Source organism: Vibrio makurazakiensis (assembly GCF_050337375.1).
In the GTDB taxonomy this organism is placed as follows: Bacteria; Pseudomonadota; Gammaproteobacteria; order Enterobacterales; family Vibrionaceae; genus Vibrio; species Vibrio makurazakiensis.
Genome location: NZ_JAKJSW010000020.1, coordinates 12,952 through 33,974 on the forward strand (window position 1 = coordinate 12,952; position 21,023 = coordinate 33,974).

Here is a 21,023-nt window from a genome sequence, read left to right on the forward strand (position 1 = left end):
CCCACCACTCCTCAGACTCAATTATCTACAGCACAAGTACCAAAGACCAACTTGCAGCACTCAGCAAGATAGACTCCCCCTTCAGCCCCATAGAACATCCCAATACGATTTTTCGCCGTATACACCTTGTAAACCTTGGTAGTTGCCATCATTGAGGGGCAACTATGGTAATGATATCGATAGCAACAAACTCTATGACATTATGGGCTTGTCCAAAGTCACTCTGTCATAACAAGCTAGAACGAAGAATGAGAGTGATAGAGTCACCATATTTCACCAATAAAAAAGGCTGCCCTAAGGCAGCCTTCTATTCAATCGACGCTATCTAAATCAAACCGAGAAAGGGTATTTAATTGCATCGTGGCATTCGTATCCTTCCACCCAAAAGTCATCCATAGTTACCCAGGTTTCTAAATCTTCAAGAGACTTAATCTCAGGGTTAATATGGAATGTTGCAGGAGCAAGAGGCTCGCGCTTTAACTGGATATCACTCATTGGCGCAAGTTGGTCTTCATAGATATGAGCGTTAACAATCTTATGGTAAGCCACACCAGCTTTCTTTCCGGTGATTTGCGCAATGATTGCTAGGAACACATACACTTGAACCATATTAAAATTCAAGCCTAAAGGCACGTCACAAGAGCGCTGAGTACTATTTAAATACAAAGTATCGCCAAGCAAAGAAAAATGATGGCTGTACATACAAGGTCGTAAGCACCCCATGTGAAACTCGCCAGGGTTATAGAAGTTAAGAATCTCACCTCGGTCATCAACACCGCGTTTCAAATCATCAACAATCTTTTTAAGCTGATCGATATGACCACCGTCGGGCTTAGCCCAAGCTCTTCCTTGAACACCGTATACACGGCCCATGTCGTCTTCACCCTTACGGTAAGGGTTGTTCAACCATGCATCATTCAGGTTTGAGTTCGCATCCCAGGTCTTAGTTCCTAACTTACGAAAATCTTCCGCGTTATCATAACCACGAATATAACCAAGCAATTCAGCAACGGCTGCTTTCCAAAAACTTTTACGAGTCGTAACTAGTGGGAACTGATTATTACCAACATCATAGGTGAGGTCTGCATTGATAACGGTTAGGCAACGTTTGCCTGTACGCTCATTCTCAATCCAAGTACCTTCATCTACAATACGTTGACAGAGTTCTAAATACTGTTTCACACCAGTTCCTTACTTCGTTTTTTGTGGAATTTCGTCTTTGAAATGGCCGCGTTTATACGCCCATACCATCATTAGAATACCGATGATGACCATAGGCAATGATAGGATTTGTCCCATAGAGATAAATCCGCCAAACAAGCCTAAGTGTGCATCTGGTTCGCGCACGTATTCTACTAGGAAACGGAATGTTCCGTAACCCGCTAAAAATAATCCAGATACAGAGCCTAATGGACGAGGTTTCTTAATGAACCAATTCAGAATGAAGAACAGTACGATACCTTCTAGCGCCATTTCATACAGTTGAGATGGATGGCGAGGCAATGGTCCACCGTTCGGGAATACGATTCCCCAAGGTGCATCTGTCACACGTCCCCACAATTCACTGTTCATAAAATTACCTAAACGTCCCATCCCAAGGCCAAAAGGCACTAACGGAGCGATCATGTCTGCAACCCCGAAGAAGGTACGGCCATTCTTTCGGGCATACCAAAACATAGCGGTGATAACCCCTAATAGGCCACCGTGGAAAGACATACCACCAGTCCATACCTTAAACAGGTAAAGAGGATCCGCAAGGAATAGGTCAAAGTTATAGAAAAGCACATAACCAACTCGACCACCAATCACCACGCCTAGAAAGCCAGCGAAGAGTAAATCGGAAACTTGTTCACGATTCCATCCACTATTAGGCTGGTCTGCACGACGGTTCGCTAACCACAGCGCAAACATAAAGCCGACTAGATACATTAAGCCGTACCAACGAACAGAAATTGGTCCTAATTCAATTAGAACAGGATCAATATTGGGGAATTCAATCAAACCCGAAGACATAGTTTGCTCTCTATTAAAATAAACTTACAGCAGCATTGTGCTGGCAATAAAAACTAAAAATACAGCGAAGATTTTTTTAAGGATTGGTGTTGGCAATTGAGTCGCCAAACGCGCCCCTATCTTAGTTGTAAATATGGATGCACAAGAAATAGCCAGTAACGCAGGTAAATAAACATAACCCACACTATATTCAGGCAAGTGAGCAACGGTTCTGCCGTGCCAAATAAATCCAATCATGCCCGACAGTGCAATTACACTACCACACACAGAAGAAGATCCGACGGCCTTACGCATTTCGATTCCATGATGGTTTAAAAAAGGCACCGACAATGATCCTCCACCAATACCAGCAAGACTCGACACCACACCAATACCACTGCCACAGAGCATAGTTATAGGTGAGCTCGGCATCGATTTTTGCGAAGTATTCCGTATCGAAAGCAGCATCTGAATAGCCAGGACCAGTACAATCACACCAAATACTTTAGGAAGGTATTGGGCAGGAATAGCATCGGCAATAAAGCTACCAAGAAAGCCCCCAACGACCACACCAGGCATTAACCACTTGATGACAAACATGTCTACGTTGCCAAGTTTCAAGTGATTTAATGCAGAAGATCCAGAAGTGACGATGATCGTCGACAAAGATGTCGCCAAAGCAATTTGCATCGCTATATCAGCCGCAATACCCGCTTTAGGAAGTAAAAATAGTAACGCAGGGACAATTAATAACCCACCGCCAATACCCAATAGCCCAGCTAATACACCAACTATTGCGCCTAGCATTACTAGTAGGCCAATTAATTCAACACTCACACTGTTTTCCTATTTTTTACCAGCTCGGATAAACCCAGAGAAACCGCGTTCTTCCAGATAATCGAGCATCATACTATAGATAGCACTTCCATAAGGCTGAGTTAAAGCACTATGTGCAAGATTTTGTAACTCTTGATGAGTCGACTGACGAATAAGATACTTTATTCTGGCGACGTTCGAGGTGTTCATACTAAGTGCATCATAACCCAGTCCCACTAGCAATAAAGCACCAATAGGGTCGCCAGCGAGCTCTCCACAAATACAAACTGGAAGCGAAAACTGCTTACACGTATCCAGAATTTGCTTAAGTGCCATAATCACCGCAGGGTGCATAGATTCATAGACATTCGCAACACGGGAATTGTTCCGATCAACTGCTAATAAATATTGAGTTAAATCGTTAGTGCCTACGGAAACAAAGTCGACTTTGTCTGCTATAAGCGGCAGCAGATAGAGCATGGAAGGCACTTCTATCATTATACCAACTCGCGGCATTCTGACTCGGCTATCCAGTTTTTGAACTTCTTCGTAGGCTTGCTCAATCAGCTGTAACGCATCATCTAGCTCCTGAGCGCTAGAGATCATTGGCAATAAGATACTCAAGTTCTGATGTTCACAGCTAGCTCTAAGCATTGCTCGTAACTGAACAATAAAAATATCAGGATGGTCGAGAGTAAAACGAATGCCTCGCCAACCTAAGAAAGGATTATCTTCTTCAATAGGCAAATACGGAAGTGCTTTATCTCCACCGACATCGAGCGTTCGCATCACCACTTGTTTAGAAGGGTAAGTATCTAAAACAGAACGGTACAGCTTTACCTGCTCATCTTCAGATGGAAAACGGTGTTGTAACAAGAATGATATTTCAGTTCGATACAAACCGACACCATCAACACCTTGGTTAATGGCAATATTAGTATCTGCACTTAAGCCTGCATTTAGCATGACTTCAATTTTTCTGCCATCTTCGGTGATTGCTGGTTGGTACAGATCCTTATTGACCATAGAAGAAAGCTCTGTCTCTTCTAAAACCAGTTCGCCATATTCTTGCAGCAAGCTTTCATTAGGTTCAATGAACACATCGCCGCTATAACCATCGACAATCGCCTGTAAGCCATTTACTTGCTCTAAATTTAGAGTCAGCCCCATGACCGCAGGAATACCCAAAGCACGAGATAAAATCGCCGCATGGGAGTTAGCAGCTCCCTCTAAAGAAACCACTGCTAGTAATTTCTCTTTTGGGATAGATGCTAAAACAGAAGCGGTAAGTTCACGTACAACTAGGATGATAGGCTGATCAATCGACCGAGTTTCTTGCTCTGTATTATGCAAGAAATACAGCAAACGCTGCCCAAGTTCTCGAATGTCTTGAGCTCGCTCTCGCAGGTACACATCAGACATACGCGCAAAGCGATTGGAGTAAGTTTCAACAACTTGTCTCAACGCCCAATCAGCGCGATCGCCTTTCTGAATCTGCGCCTTGAGATCGTTACGCAGCATCGGGTCATTCAATAAGTGAGTAAACAAATCAAAAATCGCTAGCGCATCTTTATTGATATCACTATCTAATCTTTTACGCATCCGACGAAAATCATTAAGCGCATTTTCGATAGCGACCAGTAGCAACTCATGTTCTCGTTCAATATTGAGTGTTGAGGCTGGGTATATTTCTGTAAGTTCAGGCTGGGTGTTGTCCCACCATAGGTGGCCTATAGCAACACCTGAAGAGGCAGCAATCCCTTTTGTCGCTTGAGTTTCTTGCTCTGCAAGTAACCAATGACCTTGCGTTTGCGCGTGAGCAACAATGACAGCGAGCTGGGCGGCGAGTGTAACTAAAAAAGACTCTTCCATTTCGCTAAACAAACGTGGGGACTTTTGCTGAATAACTAATACGCCCAGCACTTGTTTACGATATATGATCGGAGTACCGAGAAAAGAATGATAGATATCCTCTCCCAGTTCAGGAAAGAATTTAAAACTTGGATGGCGAGATACTTCGGCAAGGTTGATCGGTTCAGCGCTGCGTTTGACTAAACCGACTAAGCCTTCATGGTATCCAATATGAATGCTATCGCCTTGGAACGTTAAGCCTTGAGTCGCCATTAACTCAAGGCGTTCCATTTCATCATTGGCTAAGTACACGGTGCAACATTCAGTTTGCATCGCGTTACATGTCTCTTTTACTAAAATATCTAATGCTGTGTGTACATCTTCTACTCTAGATACTTGTTCAACTATTTCCCTTAGTTGACTGAGCATGTTTAACCTCTACGTTGTTTACGTTTTCCTTTGGCTTTTCGCTCTTTAAAAGGCATAGCTAAAGAAGCAAACTCTTTCATTGCACGACGGTATACGTCTCGCTTAAAAGAAACCACTTGTCGAACTGGGTACCAATAACTCACCCAGCGCCAACCATCAAACTCAGGTGTACTTCCACGCTGCATATTAATTCGCGACTCATCGCAATCTAAGCGTAGAAGAAACCACTTCTGTTTTTGTCCAATACAGACAGGTTTGGAATCCCAACGAACTAACCGCTTAGGTAACTTATATCGTAACCAATGGCGACTTGTCGCAACGATCTTCACATCCTTTTTTGTAAGGCCAACCTCTTCATATAACTCACGGTACATTGCCTGTTCCGGAGTTTCACCCTCATCAATTCCACCTTGAGGGAATTGCCATGAATGTTGCCCGTATCGTTTAGCCCAGAAGACCTGACCATGGTTGTTACAGATTACAATACCAACATTTAATCGGTAACCATCGCCATCTATCACTGGCCAACCTCTATCTAAATTTTTAATTACTCTGATTTTTCCACATATCCCCAATCGGAGCAAACTTAGTGATGTGATTAAACCTATATTTATCGTTTTTAACGTTACTTTGGATAACTTTTGTTCAAAAAGTAGTTATCAACAAAAGAGTGAGACATAGACCACATTTATTCACCTTTTCTGTGAATAACTGTGTGTAGAATTCTAGTTTTACTATCAAAGATAACAATAACTAACCAGACGCCCCACAAGACAAAAAAGAAAAACATTAAAAATAATAATTACTATACAACAACTTAAAACAAAAACCGCCAATTATAAACTTAACTTACAGGCACTAGATCAACCCAAAAAACAGATCGGTTAAAGATCAACCAAGCAAGGGTTTATCCACACTAAACAATCCAAAACCCATTTCTAAAGATATTTATCAAGTATTTATTGCACTTAACACCACTGTTTATTTACTCAGTACAATTTAATTTCCTCAAATTTTTGCCATCTCCTGTGGATAACCTCTTATTTGATCATTAGTCGCACACTACGATCAATTATTCACCAGCTAATATTTTCTAGAATCTGATAAAATATCCTTTTCCCAAAACGATCAGATCAATGAAATCAGAACCTAAGTCAGAAGCTGAACTTCTAGAAAGAGCTCAAGCCATTGCAGGGCTAACATTTAAGGAACTGGCTGACGAAGCTCATATGGATGTGCCACCGGATCTCAAACGAGACAAAGGTTGGGTTGGACAACTATTAGAGTGGCACCTTGGGGCACCTGCTGGTAGTAAGCCTGAACAAGATTTTGCAAACTTAGGGATCGAGCTAAAAAGTATTCCTATCGGCTATTCTGGAAAGCCACTAGAAACCACTTTTGTATGCGTGGCGCCATTAATTGGCGTACAAGGTTTAACTTGGGAAACGAGCCACGTTCGAAATAAGCTTTCCAAGGTTCTTTGGATCCCAGTTGAAGGAGAACGAGAAATCCCTTTAGCAGAAAGGCACGTTGGATCCCCTCTTTTATGGCAGCCTAATCAAGAAGAAGAGCAAATCCTGAGAAATGATTGGGAGGAATTAATGGAGCTGATCGTACTTGGAAATGTTGGACAAATCACAGCTAGACACGGTGAAGCACTGCACCTTAGACCCAAAGCTGCCAACAACAAGGTTCTAACGGAAGCTTATGGAACGACGGGAAAGCCCATTAAGACCAAGCCAAAAGGTTTTTATTTAAGAACTCAATTTACAGCAAAGATCCTCACCCAGCATTACGCCTAGATCCTCATCCAAATGTTCGTGGATACAGGAAACTCAATGAGTCGTTAAGGATAATTCAATATCACAATAAGTTTGAGTTGGTGTCTCTCCAAATTCGTCGTATGCATTATGTAATCTTAAGTAGGCTTTAGTTATGCCTAGACGAAGCAACTCTTCTTTTACTTTATCCAATGAATTGAAATGAATCGGCTCATCATCTTCTTTTACTGGTTCTAACTTATGTTTGTATTCCACTGCTAGTAGATATTCAGATACATCAGAGCAGCCAATAACATAAACTTTAGGTGGGTTGTAAGAATCTTTGTGGTGCCCATGTAACCACATATCAAGTTGATGTTTTTGCATATTTGAACTCCAAATCTTTTTAAGAGCTTAGTAGAAGCCCATCAAATTGAGAAACTTAAAGTTGTTGTATTAATTAAAATACCAAGAAAAACGTAAAAAGGTAGGAAGTGGATAATTTCCTACCTTTAAGCCCCTTATCAATTCATATTCCAATCACTGAAATAGACACCACAATTGATTCAGAGCGTTTATATGGGGCCAAATGGTATAACTAGCCCCTTACATTACGTTAGTATTCGAGCGCTTAAGACACGACGTAGATGACGAACTCGGCGTTCAGCTGTTACGGCTTCAGGCTCAGAAAATCCAATTGGTCGACCATCACTTTCTAAGCCAATATCTCTTAGAAGGTGGGCATTGCCCCAAGGTAGATCAAAGGCGCTTCGACGCAGTTTTTTCTGCCACGCTTTTTCTTCACGACGAAGGTCTGCACGTACAAGTACTGTAGCTAGTTTTAGGTAAATAGAATGACGCATAATGTTTCTCCAGTTTGAGAGTCAGACTGGGAGAAATAGCGTTTATATGGTGTGAATATTGAAGAGAACTTCTTATTCAGCTGCTATTTCTCCGCAGCCAAATAAGGTTACGGATTAGTTAGTTAGGTTTATCTTGTGAGGTTCGATCGGCCATACCACAAGCAGCAGATATAACAGCTACCATATGGGCTGAACGGGCGGTCGAAACGCAAATATGCTTAATAAAATCAAAATTATTCATTTGCGCCTCCAAGCTAACTAATTAATCCAAAATAAGATGGGTGTTTTTGCAGCGAAACTGCTGCTTTCACGGTTAAATTCTATTCAAATGAGAATATTATTCAACCACTATTTCATTAACATTATGAAAACAATTTATTCACCCGCATAACAGGTTGCATATACTAACAATCATAATCTATTCACTGTGGTTATATAAAATTACAGAGTTTTAAACTAAAAACGATAAAGCCACGTATATTACGTGGCTTTGATTACTCCTGAGACTCTTTAAATTGCACCTTCAGAAATCAAACTGTGTTTATTTAGAAGCCGGTACATGGTTGCTCGTGATACACCAAGCTCTTTTGCCGCTAATGATACTTGACCACCGTGTGACTCAAGGACTAACAACAAGGCATCGCGTTCAGACCTTTCTCGGATACTTTTCAAGCTTCGTCTAGCATCACTTCGTTTAGGTAAGTCGAGCTGATCTTCATCTATCATCACCGAGTCAGACATCAACACAACACGTTTAATCTGATTCATTAACTCTCGAACGTTACCTGGCCAGTGATAGCGGGTTAATGCCTTCAATGCATCTTCAGAGAAACTCCTAGCCTGAGCGTTAAACTCTTTAGAGTATTCTTGTAAGAAGTAACGAGCCAACACTCCAATATCACCAGCTCGCTCTTTCAAGCTCGGCACATTGATTCTCAGTACATTGATGTAGTGGTAAAGCTCTTCATTGAACTCACCTTCAATCAGCGCTTTTTCTATATCAGAGGAATTCGCTGCAAGGATCCTTACATCAACCGATTTTAAGCCATGAACAGTATCCACAGTACCTTCTTGCAAGAACCTAAGTAAATTCATCTGCTGAGACTTAGGCATAGCTAAGATATCGTTTAATAGAATCGTTCCCCCATCAGCTTGTTCTAGCATTGAAGGCTTATCACTATTGATACCAAAGAGGTCAGACTCAATCCTCATTTCAGAAAGTGCTCGGCAATTAACTGTAAGAAACTGATTCTGTGCGCGTGAAGAAGTTGTGTGAATCGCCTTTGCCACCGTTTCCTTGCCAGAACCACTCTCACCATAAATGAGAATACTCACATCCGTTGGGCCGATGCGCTTTACTTGGTCTCGTAAGCGTTTGATCGGCACTGAATCACCAAACAGCCTCATATCACTACTGCTGCCGTAGTTTGGCCACACTTTTTTCTCAAGTTTAAGCATTCCAAGCTGATGGCCAATAGTGCTAAGCAATTGGGCATCAGGGATAGGAGCGGTAAAGAAATCGATACAGAAGTTAACAATAAATTGGCAGATCGTATCTGAACTGAGTTGGGACTCACGGATAAAAGCGATCCAACGAACTTGTTTATGAGTGCTCACCAAATTGGCGATCCCATTTAAACTAAACTCATCGTGACTGAGATCGACAACCCCAATACATGGGCCGGTTTCAGAAATGAGTGCATCGGCCTTTCGTAAATCAGCGCACTGAGTGCAACGCCAACCTACCTGCTCTAGTACAGAAAGCCATGGTTCGTAAGTCCCCCCAACTACAACGAGAGAGCCGGGAACAGAGTCCATTCGGAATTGACTACCCATGAAACATCTTCCTTATTATAGAAAACACAAATCCAGTGCTTTTAAGCCATATATAGCTTTTGAAAACATATAGGCATTTAGAGCACATTGAGACAATGGGCTACATTATAGAGACTGAAGCAAAGAATCTGTCTTAATAATAAGACTACTCAGGTAATTGAACAATTTCCATATGATATGAGATTAGATTCAAATAATTTTCATTTAGATTTCACTATTTGTCATTTAATGATCGGGGTTTGCTTAACTGCATACGCTTTATATCGCCGATTTTTAAACGATAAAAAGCAAAAAACCACCCGAAGGTGGTTTTTATTAATCGATTCTAATTCGTCTATAAGCTTATGCTTGAGGACGCATCGCTGGGAACAAAATTACGTCACGGATAGTGTGCGTGTTTGTAAATAGCATTGCTAGGCGGTCGATACCGATACCTTGACCCGCTGTTGGCGGTAGACCGTGCTCTAGTGCTGTAATGTAGTCAGCATCGTAGTACATAGCTTCGTCATCACCTGCATCTTTCGCATTAACTTGCGCTTTAAAACGCTCATCTTGGTCTTGTGCATCGTTAAGCTCAGAGAAACCGTTCGCTACTTCACGGCCACCGATAAAGAACTCAAAGCGGTCTGTGAAGAATGGGTTGCTGTCGCTACGACGAGCCAGTGGAGAAATGTCCGCTGGGTAGCCTGTGATGAATGTTGGTTGAATTAGCTGAGGCTCAGCTGTTTCACCAAATATCTCTTCAAGAAGCTGACCACATGTCCAGAACGTTTCTACGTCAACGTGTACAGATTTAGCGATCGCTACCATCTTGTCACGATCTTGTAGGTCTGCTTCTGTTAGCGCTTGAATTTCAGCGTGTTCAGGGTTGTAGTGTTTGATCGCATCGAACATGCTCATACGAGCATAAGTGCCACCGAACTCAACCGTCTCGTCACCGTAAGGCATAGAAGTCGAACCAAGAACGTCCATTGCTGCTGTGCTTAGCATTTCTTCTGTTAGATCCATTAGATCTTTGTAGTCAGAGTACGCTTGGTAGAATTCCATCATAGTGAATTCTGGGTTGTGACGTGGAGAAAGACCTTCGTTACGGAAGTTACGGTTGATCTCGAATACACGGTCAAAACCACCAACCACTAGACGCTTAAGGTAAAGCTCTGGTGCAACACGTAGGTACATGTCGATGTCTAGTGCATTGTGATGAGTGATGAATGGACGTGCTGTTGCACCACCCGGGATCACGTGCATCATTGGCGTTTCAACTTCTAGGTAGCCTTTTGAGCTCATGAAGTTACGGATTGAAGAAACAAGCTTAGAACGCACGATGAACGCGTTACGAGAATCTTCGTTCACGATTAGGTCAACGTAACGCTGGCGGTAACGCATTTCTTGGTCAGTTAGACCGTGGAACTTCTCTGGTAGAGGGCGAAGTGCTTTAGTTAGCAGTTCAAACTCTTCCATGTTCACGTAAAGGTCACCTTTACCWGATTTATGAAGCGCGCCTTTAACACCGATGATGTCACCGATATCTAGACCTTGGTACTTCTCTTTCAGTACTTTTTGAACGTCTTTCGCTGCGTATGCTTGGATACGACCAGAAGTTTCTTGAATCGCAAGGAAAGGACCACGTTTCGCCATAACACGACCAGCGATCGCTACTATGTGGTTAAGCTCTTCTAGCTCTTCCTTAGTCTTCTCACCGAATTCCGCTTGAAGATCGCCAGCTAGGTGCTCACGACGGAAGTCATTTGGGTGACCATTTGCTTTGCAGTTTTGGCGGATGTGATCCAGCTTGCTACGACGCTCAGCGATTAGTTTGTTCTCTTCAGGTGAAGAAGCTTCTTGTACGTTTTCGTTTTGAACAGCATCAGTCATTAGAGATGTACCCTGCTTTTATAATTTGGACAGCTATATCTTTGCAAATATAGTCATTTTTACAAATATAGTTGGTAAAGCTTACAGGCCTGATTTCAGGCTAGCTTCAATAAACTTGTCTAGGTCACCGTCAAGTACCGCTTGAGTGTTGCGGTTTTCGATGCCTGTACGTAAATCTTTAATACGCGAATCATCCAGTACGTAAGAGCGGATTTGGCTGCCCCAACCGATGTCTGATTTTGTATCTTCGTTCGCTTGTTTTTCAGCATTTTGTTTTTGAATCTCAAGTTCAAAAAGCTTAGCACGAAGCTGCTTCATCGCTTGATCTTTGTTCTTATGCTGCGAACGGTCATTCTGACACTGAACCACAGTGTTCGTTGGGACGTGAGTAATACGTACCGCTGATTCCGTGGTGTTTACGTGCTGACCACCAGCGCCCGAGGCACGGTATACATCAATACGTAGATCAGAAGGATTAATATCGATCGTAATGTTGTCATCAATCTCTGGGTAGATAAACGCAGATGCAAATGAAGTATGACGACGACCACTTGAATCAAATGGCGATTTACGAACCAAACGGTGTACACCCGTTTCAGTACGTAACCAACCGTACGCGTACTCACCAGAGATACGTACTGTTGCACCTTTAAGGCCAGCCACATCACCATCAGACACTTCAATAACTTCAGTCTTAAAGCCTTTCGCTTCTGCCCAACGCAAGTACATGCGCAGCATCATTGAAGTCCAGTCTTGAGCTTCTGTACCGCCCGAGCCTGATTGTAGGTCGATGTAGCAATCTGCTGCGTCGTGATCACCAGCGAACATACGACGGAATTCTAACTTCTCTAGCTTAGCTTCAAGCTCAGCCAGTTCAGGTTCAACTTCGTCAAACGTTTCTTGGTCTTCTTCTTCAACCGCTAGCTCAAGTAGCCCTTCAACATCCTCAACACCTAGGTCAAGTTGGTCGATAGTTTCTACAACAGCTTCAAGTGATGCACGTTCTTTACCTAACGCTTGTGCGCGCTCAGGTTCATTCCATACATCTGGTTGTTCTAGTTCTGCGTTTACTTCTTCTAGACGCTCTTTCTTAGCGTCATAGTCAAAGATACCCCCTCAGGATATTTGTGCGTTCAGACACATCCTGCAGACGGTTTTTAATAGGATTGATTTCAAACATTTTAGCTCATCATTTATGAGTAGAATTTAACCGAAGAATTGTACTCAAAAGTGTGACGGAGATACAGAATTTTTTAGGCTAAGGCGCCAGAATGCTCAAGTTAAATTCAAATGAATTTGGTAAAAGGCAAAGTAGACAGAAGTGAGTGAGGAAAAGAGAGAAAAGTAAGCCCAGAATTGCACCTAGGCTTACTGTGTAAAGCTATCATTGGTTAAAAATTATTAAACTAAAAATTACTTAGCGTCTAAATGATCGATCATTAATTGCAAAGATTGATTACCACGAAACTCATTAATATCCAGTTTAAAGGCTAGATGAACAGTTTTAACTGATGCATCAGGCCAACGGCGTAAATCCACATTAAACGCGATACCATCTATCATGATGTTGGTTGGATGACCTTTAAACAGAGGCTCTAACATCAATTTTAAGTGCTTTTCACCAACCAGTTTCTGGTGCAGAACTTTAAACTCACCATCAAAAATCGGCTCTGGGAATGCTTGTCCCCACGGCCCACCAGCACGAAGTGTTTCTGCGGTATGCATTGAAAATTCTTCGGGCGTCAATTCACCATCCGATAAAATAATTCCCTTAAGTGCAGTTTCCCCTAGCTCTCTTTTAACGGCTTCGTTGAACAATTGACTAAAGCGCTCAAAGTCTTTTTCCATGATGGTTAAGCCAGCTGCCATCGCGTGGCCACCGAATTTGAGAATTAACCCCGGGTTCTGGGTGTCAATACGATCTAATGCATCCCGCATGTGCATACCTGGAATCGAGCGACATGAACCTTTAATGCTCCCTTCGCCACCATCAGCAAAAGCAATCACAGGGCGGTGATATTTATCTTTAATACGAGAGGCTAAAATACCTATCACCCCTTGATGCCAGTCACGTTGGAATAAAGCTAAACCACAAGGTAAATCATCTTTTCCAAACTGAAGTCTTTCACAAAAAGCCATCGCCTCTTGCTTCATGCCTTCTTCAATTTCTTTACGAGTTTGATTTAAGCCATCCAGTTCGCTCGCCATTCGACGTGCAGCATGAATGTTGTTACTCATTAGCAGCTCAACACCAAAAGACATATCGTCTAAACGACCGGCTGCGTTAATACGTGGCCCTAATGCAAAACCAAAGTCAGAAGCTACCAAGCGTTTTGCATCTCGTTTGGCTATTTCAATTAATGCCTGAATACCAGGGCGAGCTTTACCTGCACGAATGCGCTGCAAACCTTGATGAACCAAAATACGGTTGTTCTCATCAAGTGGAACCACATCGGCAACCGTCCCCAACGCCACAAGGTCAATCAGTTCCATCAATTTAGGTTCTGTCATTCCGTGTTGTGCAAACCAACCCAACTTACGCATGTGAACACACAGTGCCATCATCAGGTAAAAAGCCACACCAACACCCGCTAGGGCTTTCGACGGGAAAGCGCAGCTTTCAAGATTTGGGTTAACCATGGCATCAACCATTGGCAATTCATGACCAGGTAAGTGATGATCGGTCACCAACACTTGCAAACCTTGCTCTTTGGCAAAACGAACGCCCTCTATAGAAGAGACTCCGTTATCTACGGTCATGATAACTTCCGCGCCGATCTCAATCGCTTGCTCAACCACTTCCGGGCTTAGTCCGTAACCATCTTCAAATCGATTCGGGACTAGATAATCTACGTTTGAGCTGCCTAACATACGCAAGGCAAGTACAGACAACGCAGAACTCGTCGCGCCATCGGCATCAAAATCACCGACGATAATGATGCGTTTTTGCTGTTGGATCGCTTTAAACAGGAGTTCAACAGCCGCGTCGATACCACCTAACTTTTGGTAAGAATGTAAGCCTTTTGCAGCGGTTTCTAATTGGCTCGCACTCGAAATACCACGGCTAACATAAATACGCTTAAGTAAATCAGACTGGTTGCCAGCCAATACGCTAATGTCGACTTCAGGGCGACGTTGAATCTCTATCATATTGATTGTGGCTTAATCGAAACTAAGCCCTCTCCTGTTTATTATTAAATAGCGCTATTTATGGTTCTAGGCGTTGCAGTAGTTGAGCCGGCGGAACATAACCACTTACTAACTCACCACTTGGTAGGAAAATAGCCGGCGTACCGTTAATGCCAAGTTCACGTCCTAATTGATATTGATCGCTAACTTGTTTCTCAAACGTGGTCATATCAGCAGAAGGTGTTGGGAATGAACGATTAACTTTAGCGTCATGCATTGCTGCTTGCTTATCATCTGCAGCCCAAATCGTCGCCATCTGTTTCGCAACAGAGCCCGTAGCACCTTGTCGAGGGTATGCTAAGTAACGAACGGTAATGCCTAAAGCATTGTAACCTTCCATTTGAGAGTGAAGTCTTACGCAGTAACCACATGTGATGTCAGTGAAGACCGTCACCACGTATTTTTCATCATCCGCTTTGTATTCAATTGACTGATCAGAAAATGCAGCTATTTTTTGAGCATTTAGTGGCGCTTGACGCTCAGCTAGAATATCGCTGAACTTGCCGTTTTCATCTAACGAGTACAAGGTACCTGCGATAAAGTGCTCACCCGTTTTTGATGAAAAAATAACGCCACTGTTCGTTTGGATTTCTAGTAGACCATCGATATCTGACGGAATTATTTTCACTATTTTGATACCGATTTTTTCAAAACGAGTGGTCAAAGCTTGTAGATCAAAATCGGAACTCGTTGCGGTAGCATCAGCCTGCGTGTCGTTGGCTTGCTCGGTAACAGCCGGCGCATTTTCTGCTGCCTTAGCTGTTTCTGTCGTTGTAGTTTCTTCTGCACCATTACAAGCAGCAAGTAATAGAGGAAGCGTCAATAAAGGAAGACGGCGTAATACGCTCATTAGTTTCACCTTAGTTTTTATTCGATTAAGCTCGTGGGTGGTGTTCGGCATGAATTTGCTTAAGCCTTTCCGTTGCCACGTGAGTATAAATTTGAGTGGTGGATAAGTCACTATGCCCTAAAAGCATTTGTACAACCCTGAGATCCGCGCCGTAGTTCAATAAGTGAGTTGCAAATGCATGACGGAGTACGTGTGGCGACAACAACTCGGTATCGATGTTAGCCATGACGGCATAATGCTTAATTCGATACCAAAAGGTTTGCCTTGTCATTTGACGAGCTCGTTTGCTCGGAAATACCACATCCGAAGTATTTTCACCTAATAATGCAGGGCGACCTTGTTCAATAAAGGTTTCAATCCAATCGACAGCATTTTCACCCATAGGCACTAAACGTTCTTTACCGCCTTTACCAATAACACGAACTACGCCTTGGCGTAGGCTAATGTTTTCCATGGTTAAACTAACAAGCTCCGTTACACGTAACCCTGTCGCATACAAAAGCTCAAGCATGGCTTTGTCTCGTAACTCTATAGGGTCGTTAGGATCTGGTGATTCTAATAACGCATCGACTTGTTCTTCACTTAAATCTTTTGGTAAACGTTGCGGCAGCTTAGGACTAACCAATAACGCACTAGGATCGTCAGCACGCACCTTTTCACGATGAAGGTATTGGAATAAACGACGAATTGCCGACAACATCCGCGCTCGTGATGTTTGTTTAAAGTCTTGGTCGACCAACCAGCTTTGATAGTCCTGAAGCCCGGACAAGCTGATAAAGTCTAATTTGTAGTTATGGTTTTCCATCCACAGCACTAGCTTGGTCAAATCCGCACGATATGAGGCAAGCGTATTTTCAGACAAACCTCGCTCCATCCACATCGTATCTAAGAATTGTTCAACCAACCCGAAATCTAAACTCTGCCCCTGAGATGGCGACTGCATACTGTTTACTCTTACAATCAAAAAACAGATTTGAGAGTAAGTCACCCTACCCTTGATTGCTATAAAAATTGCGACTTGTGTGGATAATCGCTGCAATCAAAAGCGTTTTATGGTTAGAATTCGCAATCCCAAACTAAAACCGACCCTATGCTATGAAAATTGGATTATTTTACGGCTCTACCACCTGCTATACAGAAATGGCAGCAGAAAAAATTCGCGCCATTATCGGTGAAGAACTTGTCGATATTCATAACGTAAAAGAAACGCCGCTGTCATTAATGGCCGACTACGATCTTCTGCTATTAGGCATTTCAACCTGGGACTTTGGTGAGATTCAAGAAGACTGGAATGAAGCGTGGGACGACGTTGCCACGACAAAAGTAAAAGGCAAGACTGTTGCTTTATTTGGTTTAGGTGACCAAGAAGGCTACGGTGAGTGGTTCTTAGATGCGATGGGCTTACTGCATGATGAGCTCAAAACAGTTGGTGCAGAATTCATTGGTTACTGGCCAAATGATGAAAGCTACGAATTTGAAGCATCAAAAGCACTCACTGAAGATAAATCTCAGTTTGTTGGTTTAGCTTTAGATGAAGACTCTCAATACGAACTCAGTGACCAACGTATTGAAGCATGGGTAGAACAAGTGCTGGTCGAGTTTCACGACAAGCTTTAATTCACTAAACACGATTTAATACTTAGGCTTTGCATAAGTTTATTCTGAATTATAGATACAAAAAGGCCTCGTCAATGACGAGGCCTTTTTAATATAAGTTTGAAACTTATGCAGCTTCTTCCGTCAATTCTTCTTGTGGTGCTTTACCAATGAAGAACATGCAGATAATCGCAGCAGCTGTTGGAATTAACCAACCCATGCCAATCTCAAACAGCGGCAACATGTTGAATGCAGACACATCAACACCCGCAACTTTAGCTGCATCAATCAAAGCAAACAGTAGCGAGACTAAAATAACAACACGGTACGCTACTTGTGGGTTTGGTAACTTCTTACGAATGAACGTAAGTGCAACCAATGCAATAGCCACAGGGTACAGAGCAAATAGCACTGGAACAGACAGTGAAATTAGCTGGGCAAGGCCAACATTAGCAACTGTTGCACAAGCTACACCATTAATGATCACCCAAGTTTTGTAAGACAATGGAGTCAAAGAGCTGAAGTAGTCTGAACAAGCAGAAATCAAACCAATCGCAGTCGTTAGACACGCTAGCAATACGATAACCGACAAAACGATTTGACCAGATGGGCCAAATAGCGATTGAACATACAAACTAAGCACTACACCACCGTTATCAGCGCCAGCGGCAACCGTTGCACTTGTAGCACCAAGATAGAATAGTGAAATGTAAACGAAAGCTAGACCCGCAGCGGCAATACAACCAGCGCTGATTAGGTATTTAGTCGTTGCTGCGCGGTCAGTAATGCCTTTGTTACGAATCGCATCCACAATCARCATACCAAACATCAATGAACCAAACGTATCCATTGTGTTGTAACCTTCAAGGAAGCCTTTCGTTAGCGGTTGAGTCAGGTACTCACCTTGAGCAGCAATCATTTCACCTTGAGGATTTGCGAAAACAGCAATCGCAAGAATAACCAAACCGATGAACAGTAAAGGTGTCAAAACTTTACCAATGACATCAATCAACTTTCCTTGTGACCAAGCAAAGAACATCGCAATAGCAAAAAACGCAATTGAGAAAATCGTTAGGTGTGCTTGAACGGCATCAATGAAGAACGGTTTCACAGCCATTTCGTAAGCAACAAGACCTGTACGTGGTGCAGCAAATGCAGGGCCAATGATGATAAAAATCAACACAGCCATGATCGTTGCCGCACGCTTAGGAAGGTCTTGTGTAAGGTGACCCCAAGTTCCACCAGCAACAGCGATAGCAATGATAGTAATAAGAGGTAGGCCTACCGCTGTTAATAGGAAACCAGACATAGCTGGTAATAAACTGTCACCGGCCAATTGGCCCGCTAGTGGTGGGAATATGATGTTTCCGGCACCTAAGAAAAACGCAAAAAGCATAAAGCCCAATGCCATTATATCTGTTAGTTTTAGAGTCTGTTTCACAGATAACCCTTAATTATATTTTTGAAATTAAAATTGTGTTTGCATGAATACCCGAATTAAAAACTGTGTATTCACTCTATAAAATAGTCGCGCATAATGACGAAACACTCATCAAGCTGCAAGGCGAGAGAAAAAAACACTATATTAATTTGCATATTTAACAAATAAGCAGTGCAAATCACTAGATTAATAAAAATAACCAAAATCATGCACTAGTTATATTTATTAACAAACACAAAACAAGCGACACCTTTAACCAAACAAAACATTAACAATAGAGATTAAAACTTCTATTAGGACAATAAACAGAATAATCATGAAAAGTAACGAATTAAAAACCAAAGGGTTTAATTTCAAACGCTTCGCTATAGAGGGTGGCCAAACGGGTATGCCTGTCAGCACCGATGGCGTAATGCTAGGGGCATGGGCAAACTTAGATTCTTTACGTTCAGTTCTCGATATTGGTACAGGCACAGGTTTACTTGCTTTGATGATCGCACAGCGTTATTCACACATCAGCGTACAAGCTATTGATATAGATAAACATGCGATAGAAGCAGCCCAATTCAACTTCAACCAATCACCATGGTCTGAGCGCATACAGTTGACCTATGGAGATGTACTATCCCTCAACAACCAAGAATTGTTTGACTCTATTATCTGTAATCCTCCTTACTTCAATAATGGTGAACAATCCCAGAAACAACAGCGAGCAACGGCAAGGCACACTGACACTTTAGATCACCAATTATTGATTGATCAGAGCTTTGCTTTAACATCAAGCACCGGTACTGCTAGTTTTATTTTACCAATCACGGAAGGCGAGCAATTCATCGCACTGGCACAAAAATCTGGTTGGTTTCTTTCTCGTCGCCTTGATGTTCAACCTACCCCGACGAAACCGATAAGCCGCGTTCTATGCGAATTAGCTAAACAATCGCAAGATAGTCACTACGATCAGCTTACAATTCGCGATAAATCTGGCTATAGCGACCAATTTATCGCACTGACTAAAGATTTTTATCTGAAGATGTAGAAATACCATGTGATCCTAATCACTAATGCTTCTATAATGTCCGACTACTCTTTTTTATCTTCTGCCATGTTGAGCAGAAAACATTTATTGCTTGTGGAGAAACAACAGTGATCAGAACCTTTGCAGAACTCGATCTAGACCAAGACCTGCTGAAAGCAATTGACGAAATGGGCTACGAGCGCCCAACACAGGTACAGGCCGAAGCCATCCCACAAGCGTTAGATGGAAAAGACGTTTTAGCTTCTGCACCAACAGGTACTGGTAAAACTGCATCATTCGTACTTCCAGCTCTGCAATACTTACTGGATTTTCCACGTAAGAAAGCAGGCCCGGCACGTATGCTTATTCTAACTCCAACTCGTGAGTTAGCGATGCAAATTACCGAGCAAGCACGTGAGCTTGCAAAGTACACCAGCTTAAACATCTTCACCATCACTGGTGGTGTGATGTACCAAGAGCACGCTGACATCCTAGGAACAACTCAAGATATCGTAGTTGCAACACCAGGTCGTCTAATGGAATACATTGAAGCAGAGCGCTTTGATTGCCGTGCAATTGAATGGTTAATCCTAGACGAAGCTGACCGTATGCTAGACATGGGCTTTGGCCCTGTGGTTGACCGCCTATCAGCAGAGTGTCGCTGGCGTAAACAAACTTTACTTTTCTCAGCAACGCTGGAAGGTAAAGGTGTCGAAGGTTTCACAGAAGATCTTCTAAAGAACCCAGCAGAAATCAACGCGCAATCTTCACTACGTGAACGTAAGAAGATCACTCAATGGTATCACCGTGCTGATACAGCAGAGCACAAGCTTGATATCCTTAAGCACATCATCACCAAGCAAGCTGAGCGTAGCATCATCTTCCTGAAAACACGTGATCGCCTAGGTGAACTACGTGCTCAACTGGAAAGTGCGCAAATCCCATGTGCGTGGATTCAAGGTGAAATGCCTCAAGATCGCCGTAATAACGCGATTGCACGTTTCCGCGATGGTTCAGTGAACGTACTACTCGCGACTGACGTTGCAGCTCGTGGTATTGATTTGCCAGACGTAAGCCATGTAATCAACTACGACATGCCGCGTACTGCTGACGTTTACTTACACCGTATTGGCCGTACTGCTCGTGCAGGTAAAAAAGGTAATGCAGTTTCTATCGTTGAAGCGCACGATCAACTAATGATTGAACGTGTAGCTCGTTATACTGACGAGGCGATCAAAGAACGCTTTATTGAAGGTATGCGCCCAACGCATAAGAAAGCGGCGGTAACTAAGAAGAAGAAGCCGAAAAAAGAAGACAAAAAAGCCGTAGAAAAACAAAAAATCGCGAAGAAGAAGAAAATCGCGAAGAAAAAGAAAGCAGCAAAGAAGAAGTAACCTTGTTGCTTGAATGATTTTACACATTCAATAAAAAGCCCCTTGCAGTTCGCTGCAAGGGGCTTTTTTAGTACTTAATACTCTTGGTTACGTACCACATTTATTATTTATTGTAC

18 protein-coding genes are annotated in these 21,023 nt (G+C 42.6%); 4 read left to right on the top strand and 14 right to left on the bottom strand.

The genetic code is table 11. The features are described from left to right. Positions 1-330: 330 nt before the first annotated feature. From L4C33_RS02425 to rppH, 5 genes are read right to left on the bottom strand one after another with little or no spacing between them, the layout of a single operon-like run. A complete protein-coding gene (locus L4C33_RS02425) occupies positions 331-1,182 on the bottom strand; it encodes a thymidylate synthase (RefSeq protein ID WP_428810877.1) in 852 nt (283 codons plus the stop codon). Between the two features lie 9 nt (positions 1,183-1,191). After that, positions 1,192-2,013, bottom strand: coding sequence for a prolipoprotein diacylglyceryl transferase (gene lgt, locus L4C33_RS02430; protein WP_428810878.1), 822 nt, complete (start codon positions 2,011-2,013; stop codon positions 1,192-1,194). A gap of 24 nt (positions 2,014-2,037) precedes the next feature. Continuing rightward, positions 2,038-2,799 carry a sulfite exporter TauE/SafE family protein gene (locus tag L4C33_RS02435; RefSeq protein ID WP_428810918.1) on the bottom strand — a complete coding sequence of 254 codons (762 nt, stop codon included), beginning with the start codon at positions 2,797-2,799 and terminating at the stop codon, positions 2,038-2,040. 39 nt (positions 2,800-2,838) lie between these two features. Beyond that, positions 2,839-5,088, bottom strand: coding sequence for a phosphoenolpyruvate--protein phosphotransferase (gene ptsP / locus L4C33_RS02440; protein ID WP_428810879.1), 2,250 nt, complete (start codon positions 5,086-5,088; stop codon positions 2,839-2,841). A gap of 2 nt (positions 5,089-5,090) precedes the next feature. After that, a complete protein-coding gene (gene rppH / locus L4C33_RS02445; protein ID WP_167494704.1) occupies positions 5,091-5,609 on the bottom strand; it encodes an RNA pyrophosphohydrolase in 519 nt (172 codons plus the stop codon). A 615-nt stretch (positions 5,610-6,224) separates the two neighbouring features. Between rppH and mutH the strand changes: the two genes are divergently transcribed. Next, entirely contained in the window at positions 6,225-6,890 is a 666-nt protein-coding gene (mutH, locus tag L4C33_RS02450; RefSeq protein ID WP_428810880.1) for a DNA mismatch repair endonuclease MutH, read from the top strand. Between the two features lie 33 nt (positions 6,891-6,923). On the opposite strand, the gene L4C33_RS02455 is transcribed toward mutH, so the two are convergent. The 8 genes from L4C33_RS02455 to xerD form a co-directional block, all read right to left on the bottom strand. Then, positions 6,924-7,235, bottom strand: a complete 312-nt coding sequence (locus L4C33_RS02455) for a DUF6482 family protein (protein ID WP_428810881.1) — start codon at positions 7,233-7,235, stop codon at positions 6,924-6,926. A 224-nt stretch (positions 7,236-7,459) separates the two neighbouring features. Further along, on the bottom strand, positions 7,460-7,711 hold the full coding sequence (locus tag L4C33_RS02460) for a DUF1127 domain-containing protein (RefSeq protein ID WP_428810882.1): 252 nt from the start codon (positions 7,709-7,711) through the stop codon (positions 7,460-7,462). A gap of 510 nt (positions 7,712-8,221) precedes the next feature. Continuing rightward, entirely contained in the window at positions 8,222-9,547 is a 1,326-nt protein-coding gene (gene vpsR / locus L4C33_RS02465; RefSeq protein ID WP_428810883.1) for a cyclic-di-GMP-binding transcriptional regulator VpsR, read from the bottom strand. Between the two features lie 342 nt (positions 9,548-9,889). After that, positions 9,890-11,422 carry a lysine--tRNA ligase gene (gene lysS, locus L4C33_RS02470; RefSeq protein WP_428810884.1) on the bottom strand — a complete coding sequence of 511 codons (1,533 nt, stop codon included), beginning with the start codon at positions 11,420-11,422 and terminating at the stop codon, positions 9,890-9,892. Between the two features lie 81 nt (positions 11,423-11,503). After that, positions 11,504-12,602 (bottom strand): peptide chain release factor 2 gene (gene prfB, locus L4C33_RS02475; RefSeq protein WP_428810885.1). Its coding sequence is split into 2 segments (ribosomal slippage): positions 11,504-12,526 and positions 12,528-12,602, totalling 1,098 coding nucleotides; the frame shifts between segments, so codons are not numbered across the junction. Between the two features lie 233 nt (positions 12,603-12,835). Continuing rightward, positions 12,836-14,572: a single-stranded-DNA-specific exonuclease RecJ gene (recJ, locus tag L4C33_RS02480; RefSeq protein WP_428810886.1), complete on the bottom strand. Its 1,737-nt coding sequence runs from the start codon at positions 14,570-14,572 to the stop codon at positions 12,836-12,838. 58 nt (positions 14,573-14,630) lie between these two features. Next, entirely contained in the window at positions 14,631-15,461 is an 831-nt protein-coding gene (locus L4C33_RS02485) for a thioredoxin fold domain-containing protein (protein WP_428810887.1), read from the bottom strand. A gap of 25 nt (positions 15,462-15,486) precedes the next feature. Next, positions 15,487-16,404 (bottom strand): site-specific tyrosine recombinase XerD, encoded by a 918-nt coding sequence (gene xerD, locus L4C33_RS02490; RefSeq protein WP_428810888.1) that lies wholly within the window; start codon positions 16,402-16,404, stop codon positions 15,487-15,489. Between the two features lie 152 nt (positions 16,405-16,556). Here xerD and fldB point away from each other — a divergent pair, with 152 nt between their 5' ends. Beyond that, positions 16,557-17,078 carry a flavodoxin FldB gene (gene fldB / locus L4C33_RS02495; RefSeq protein ID WP_428810889.1) on the top strand — a complete coding sequence of 174 codons (522 nt, stop codon included), beginning with the start codon at positions 16,557-16,559 and terminating at the stop codon, positions 17,076-17,078. Between the two features lie 106 nt (positions 17,079-17,184). Here the strand turns inward: fldB and brnQ are convergent, their stop codons facing one another. Further along, positions 17,185-18,498: a branched-chain amino acid transport system II carrier protein gene (gene brnQ, locus L4C33_RS02500; RefSeq protein WP_428810890.1), complete on the bottom strand. Its 1,314-nt coding sequence runs from the start codon at positions 18,496-18,498 to the stop codon at positions 17,185-17,187. Positions 18,499-18,790: 292 nt separating this feature from the next. Here brnQ and L4C33_RS02505 point away from each other — a divergent pair, with 292 nt between their 5' ends. Both L4C33_RS02505 and srmB read left to right on the top strand, forming a co-directional pair. After that, the gene (locus L4C33_RS02505; RefSeq protein WP_428810919.1) at positions 18,791-19,534 is read left to right on the top strand and encodes a tRNA1(Val) (adenine(37)-N6)-methyltransferase; all 744 of its coding nucleotides are present in this window, start codon (positions 18,791-18,793) and stop codon (positions 19,532-19,534) included. Positions 19,535-19,641: 107 nt separating this feature from the next. Then, entirely contained in the window at positions 19,642-20,907 is a 1,266-nt protein-coding gene (gene srmB / locus L4C33_RS02510; protein WP_428810891.1) for an ATP-dependent RNA helicase SrmB, read from the top strand. Positions 20,908-21,023 lie beyond the last annotated feature (116 nt).

Excerpts from the sequence above, each read along its gene's own strand:
- lgt (WP_428810878.1), bottom strand. The coding sequence starts at position 2,013 with ATGTCTTCGGGTTTGATTGAATTCCCCAATATTGATCCTGTTCTAATT.
- L4C33_RS02435 (WP_428810918.1), bottom strand. The coding sequence starts at position 2,799 with ATGCTAGGCGCAATAGTTGGTGTATTAGCTGGGCTATTGGGTATTGGC.
- ptsP (WP_428810879.1), bottom strand. The coding sequence starts at position 5,088 with ATGCTCAGTCAACTAAGGGAAATAGTTGAACAAGTATCTAGAGTAGAA.
- mutH (WP_428810880.1), top strand. The coding sequence starts at position 6,225 with ATGAAATCAGAACCTAAGTCAGAAGCTGAACTTCTAGAAAGAGCTCAA.
- L4C33_RS02455 (WP_428810881.1), bottom strand. The coding sequence starts at position 7,235 with ATGCAAAAACATCAACTTGATATGTGGTTACATGGGCACCACAAAGAT.
- L4C33_RS02460 (WP_428810882.1), bottom strand. The coding sequence starts at position 7,711 with ATGCGTCATTCTATTTACCTAAAACTAGCTACAGTACTTGTACGTGCA.
- vpsR (WP_428810883.1), bottom strand. The coding sequence starts at position 9,547 with ATGGGTAGTCAATTCCGAATGGACTCTGTTCCCGGCTCTCTCGTTGTA.
- recJ (WP_428810886.1), bottom strand. The coding sequence starts at position 14,572 with ATGATAGAGATTCAACGTCGCCCTGAAGTCGACATTAGCGTATTGGCT.
- L4C33_RS02485 (WP_428810887.1), bottom strand. The coding sequence starts at position 15,461 with ATGAGCGTATTACGCCGTCTTCCTTTATTGACGCTTCCTCTATTACTT.
- xerD (WP_428810888.1), bottom strand. The coding sequence starts at position 16,404 with ATGCAGTCGCCATCTCAGGGGCAGAGTTTAGATTTCGGGTTGGTTGAA.
- fldB (WP_428810889.1), top strand. The coding sequence starts at position 16,557 with ATGAAAATTGGATTATTTTACGGCTCTACCACCTGCTATACAGAAATG.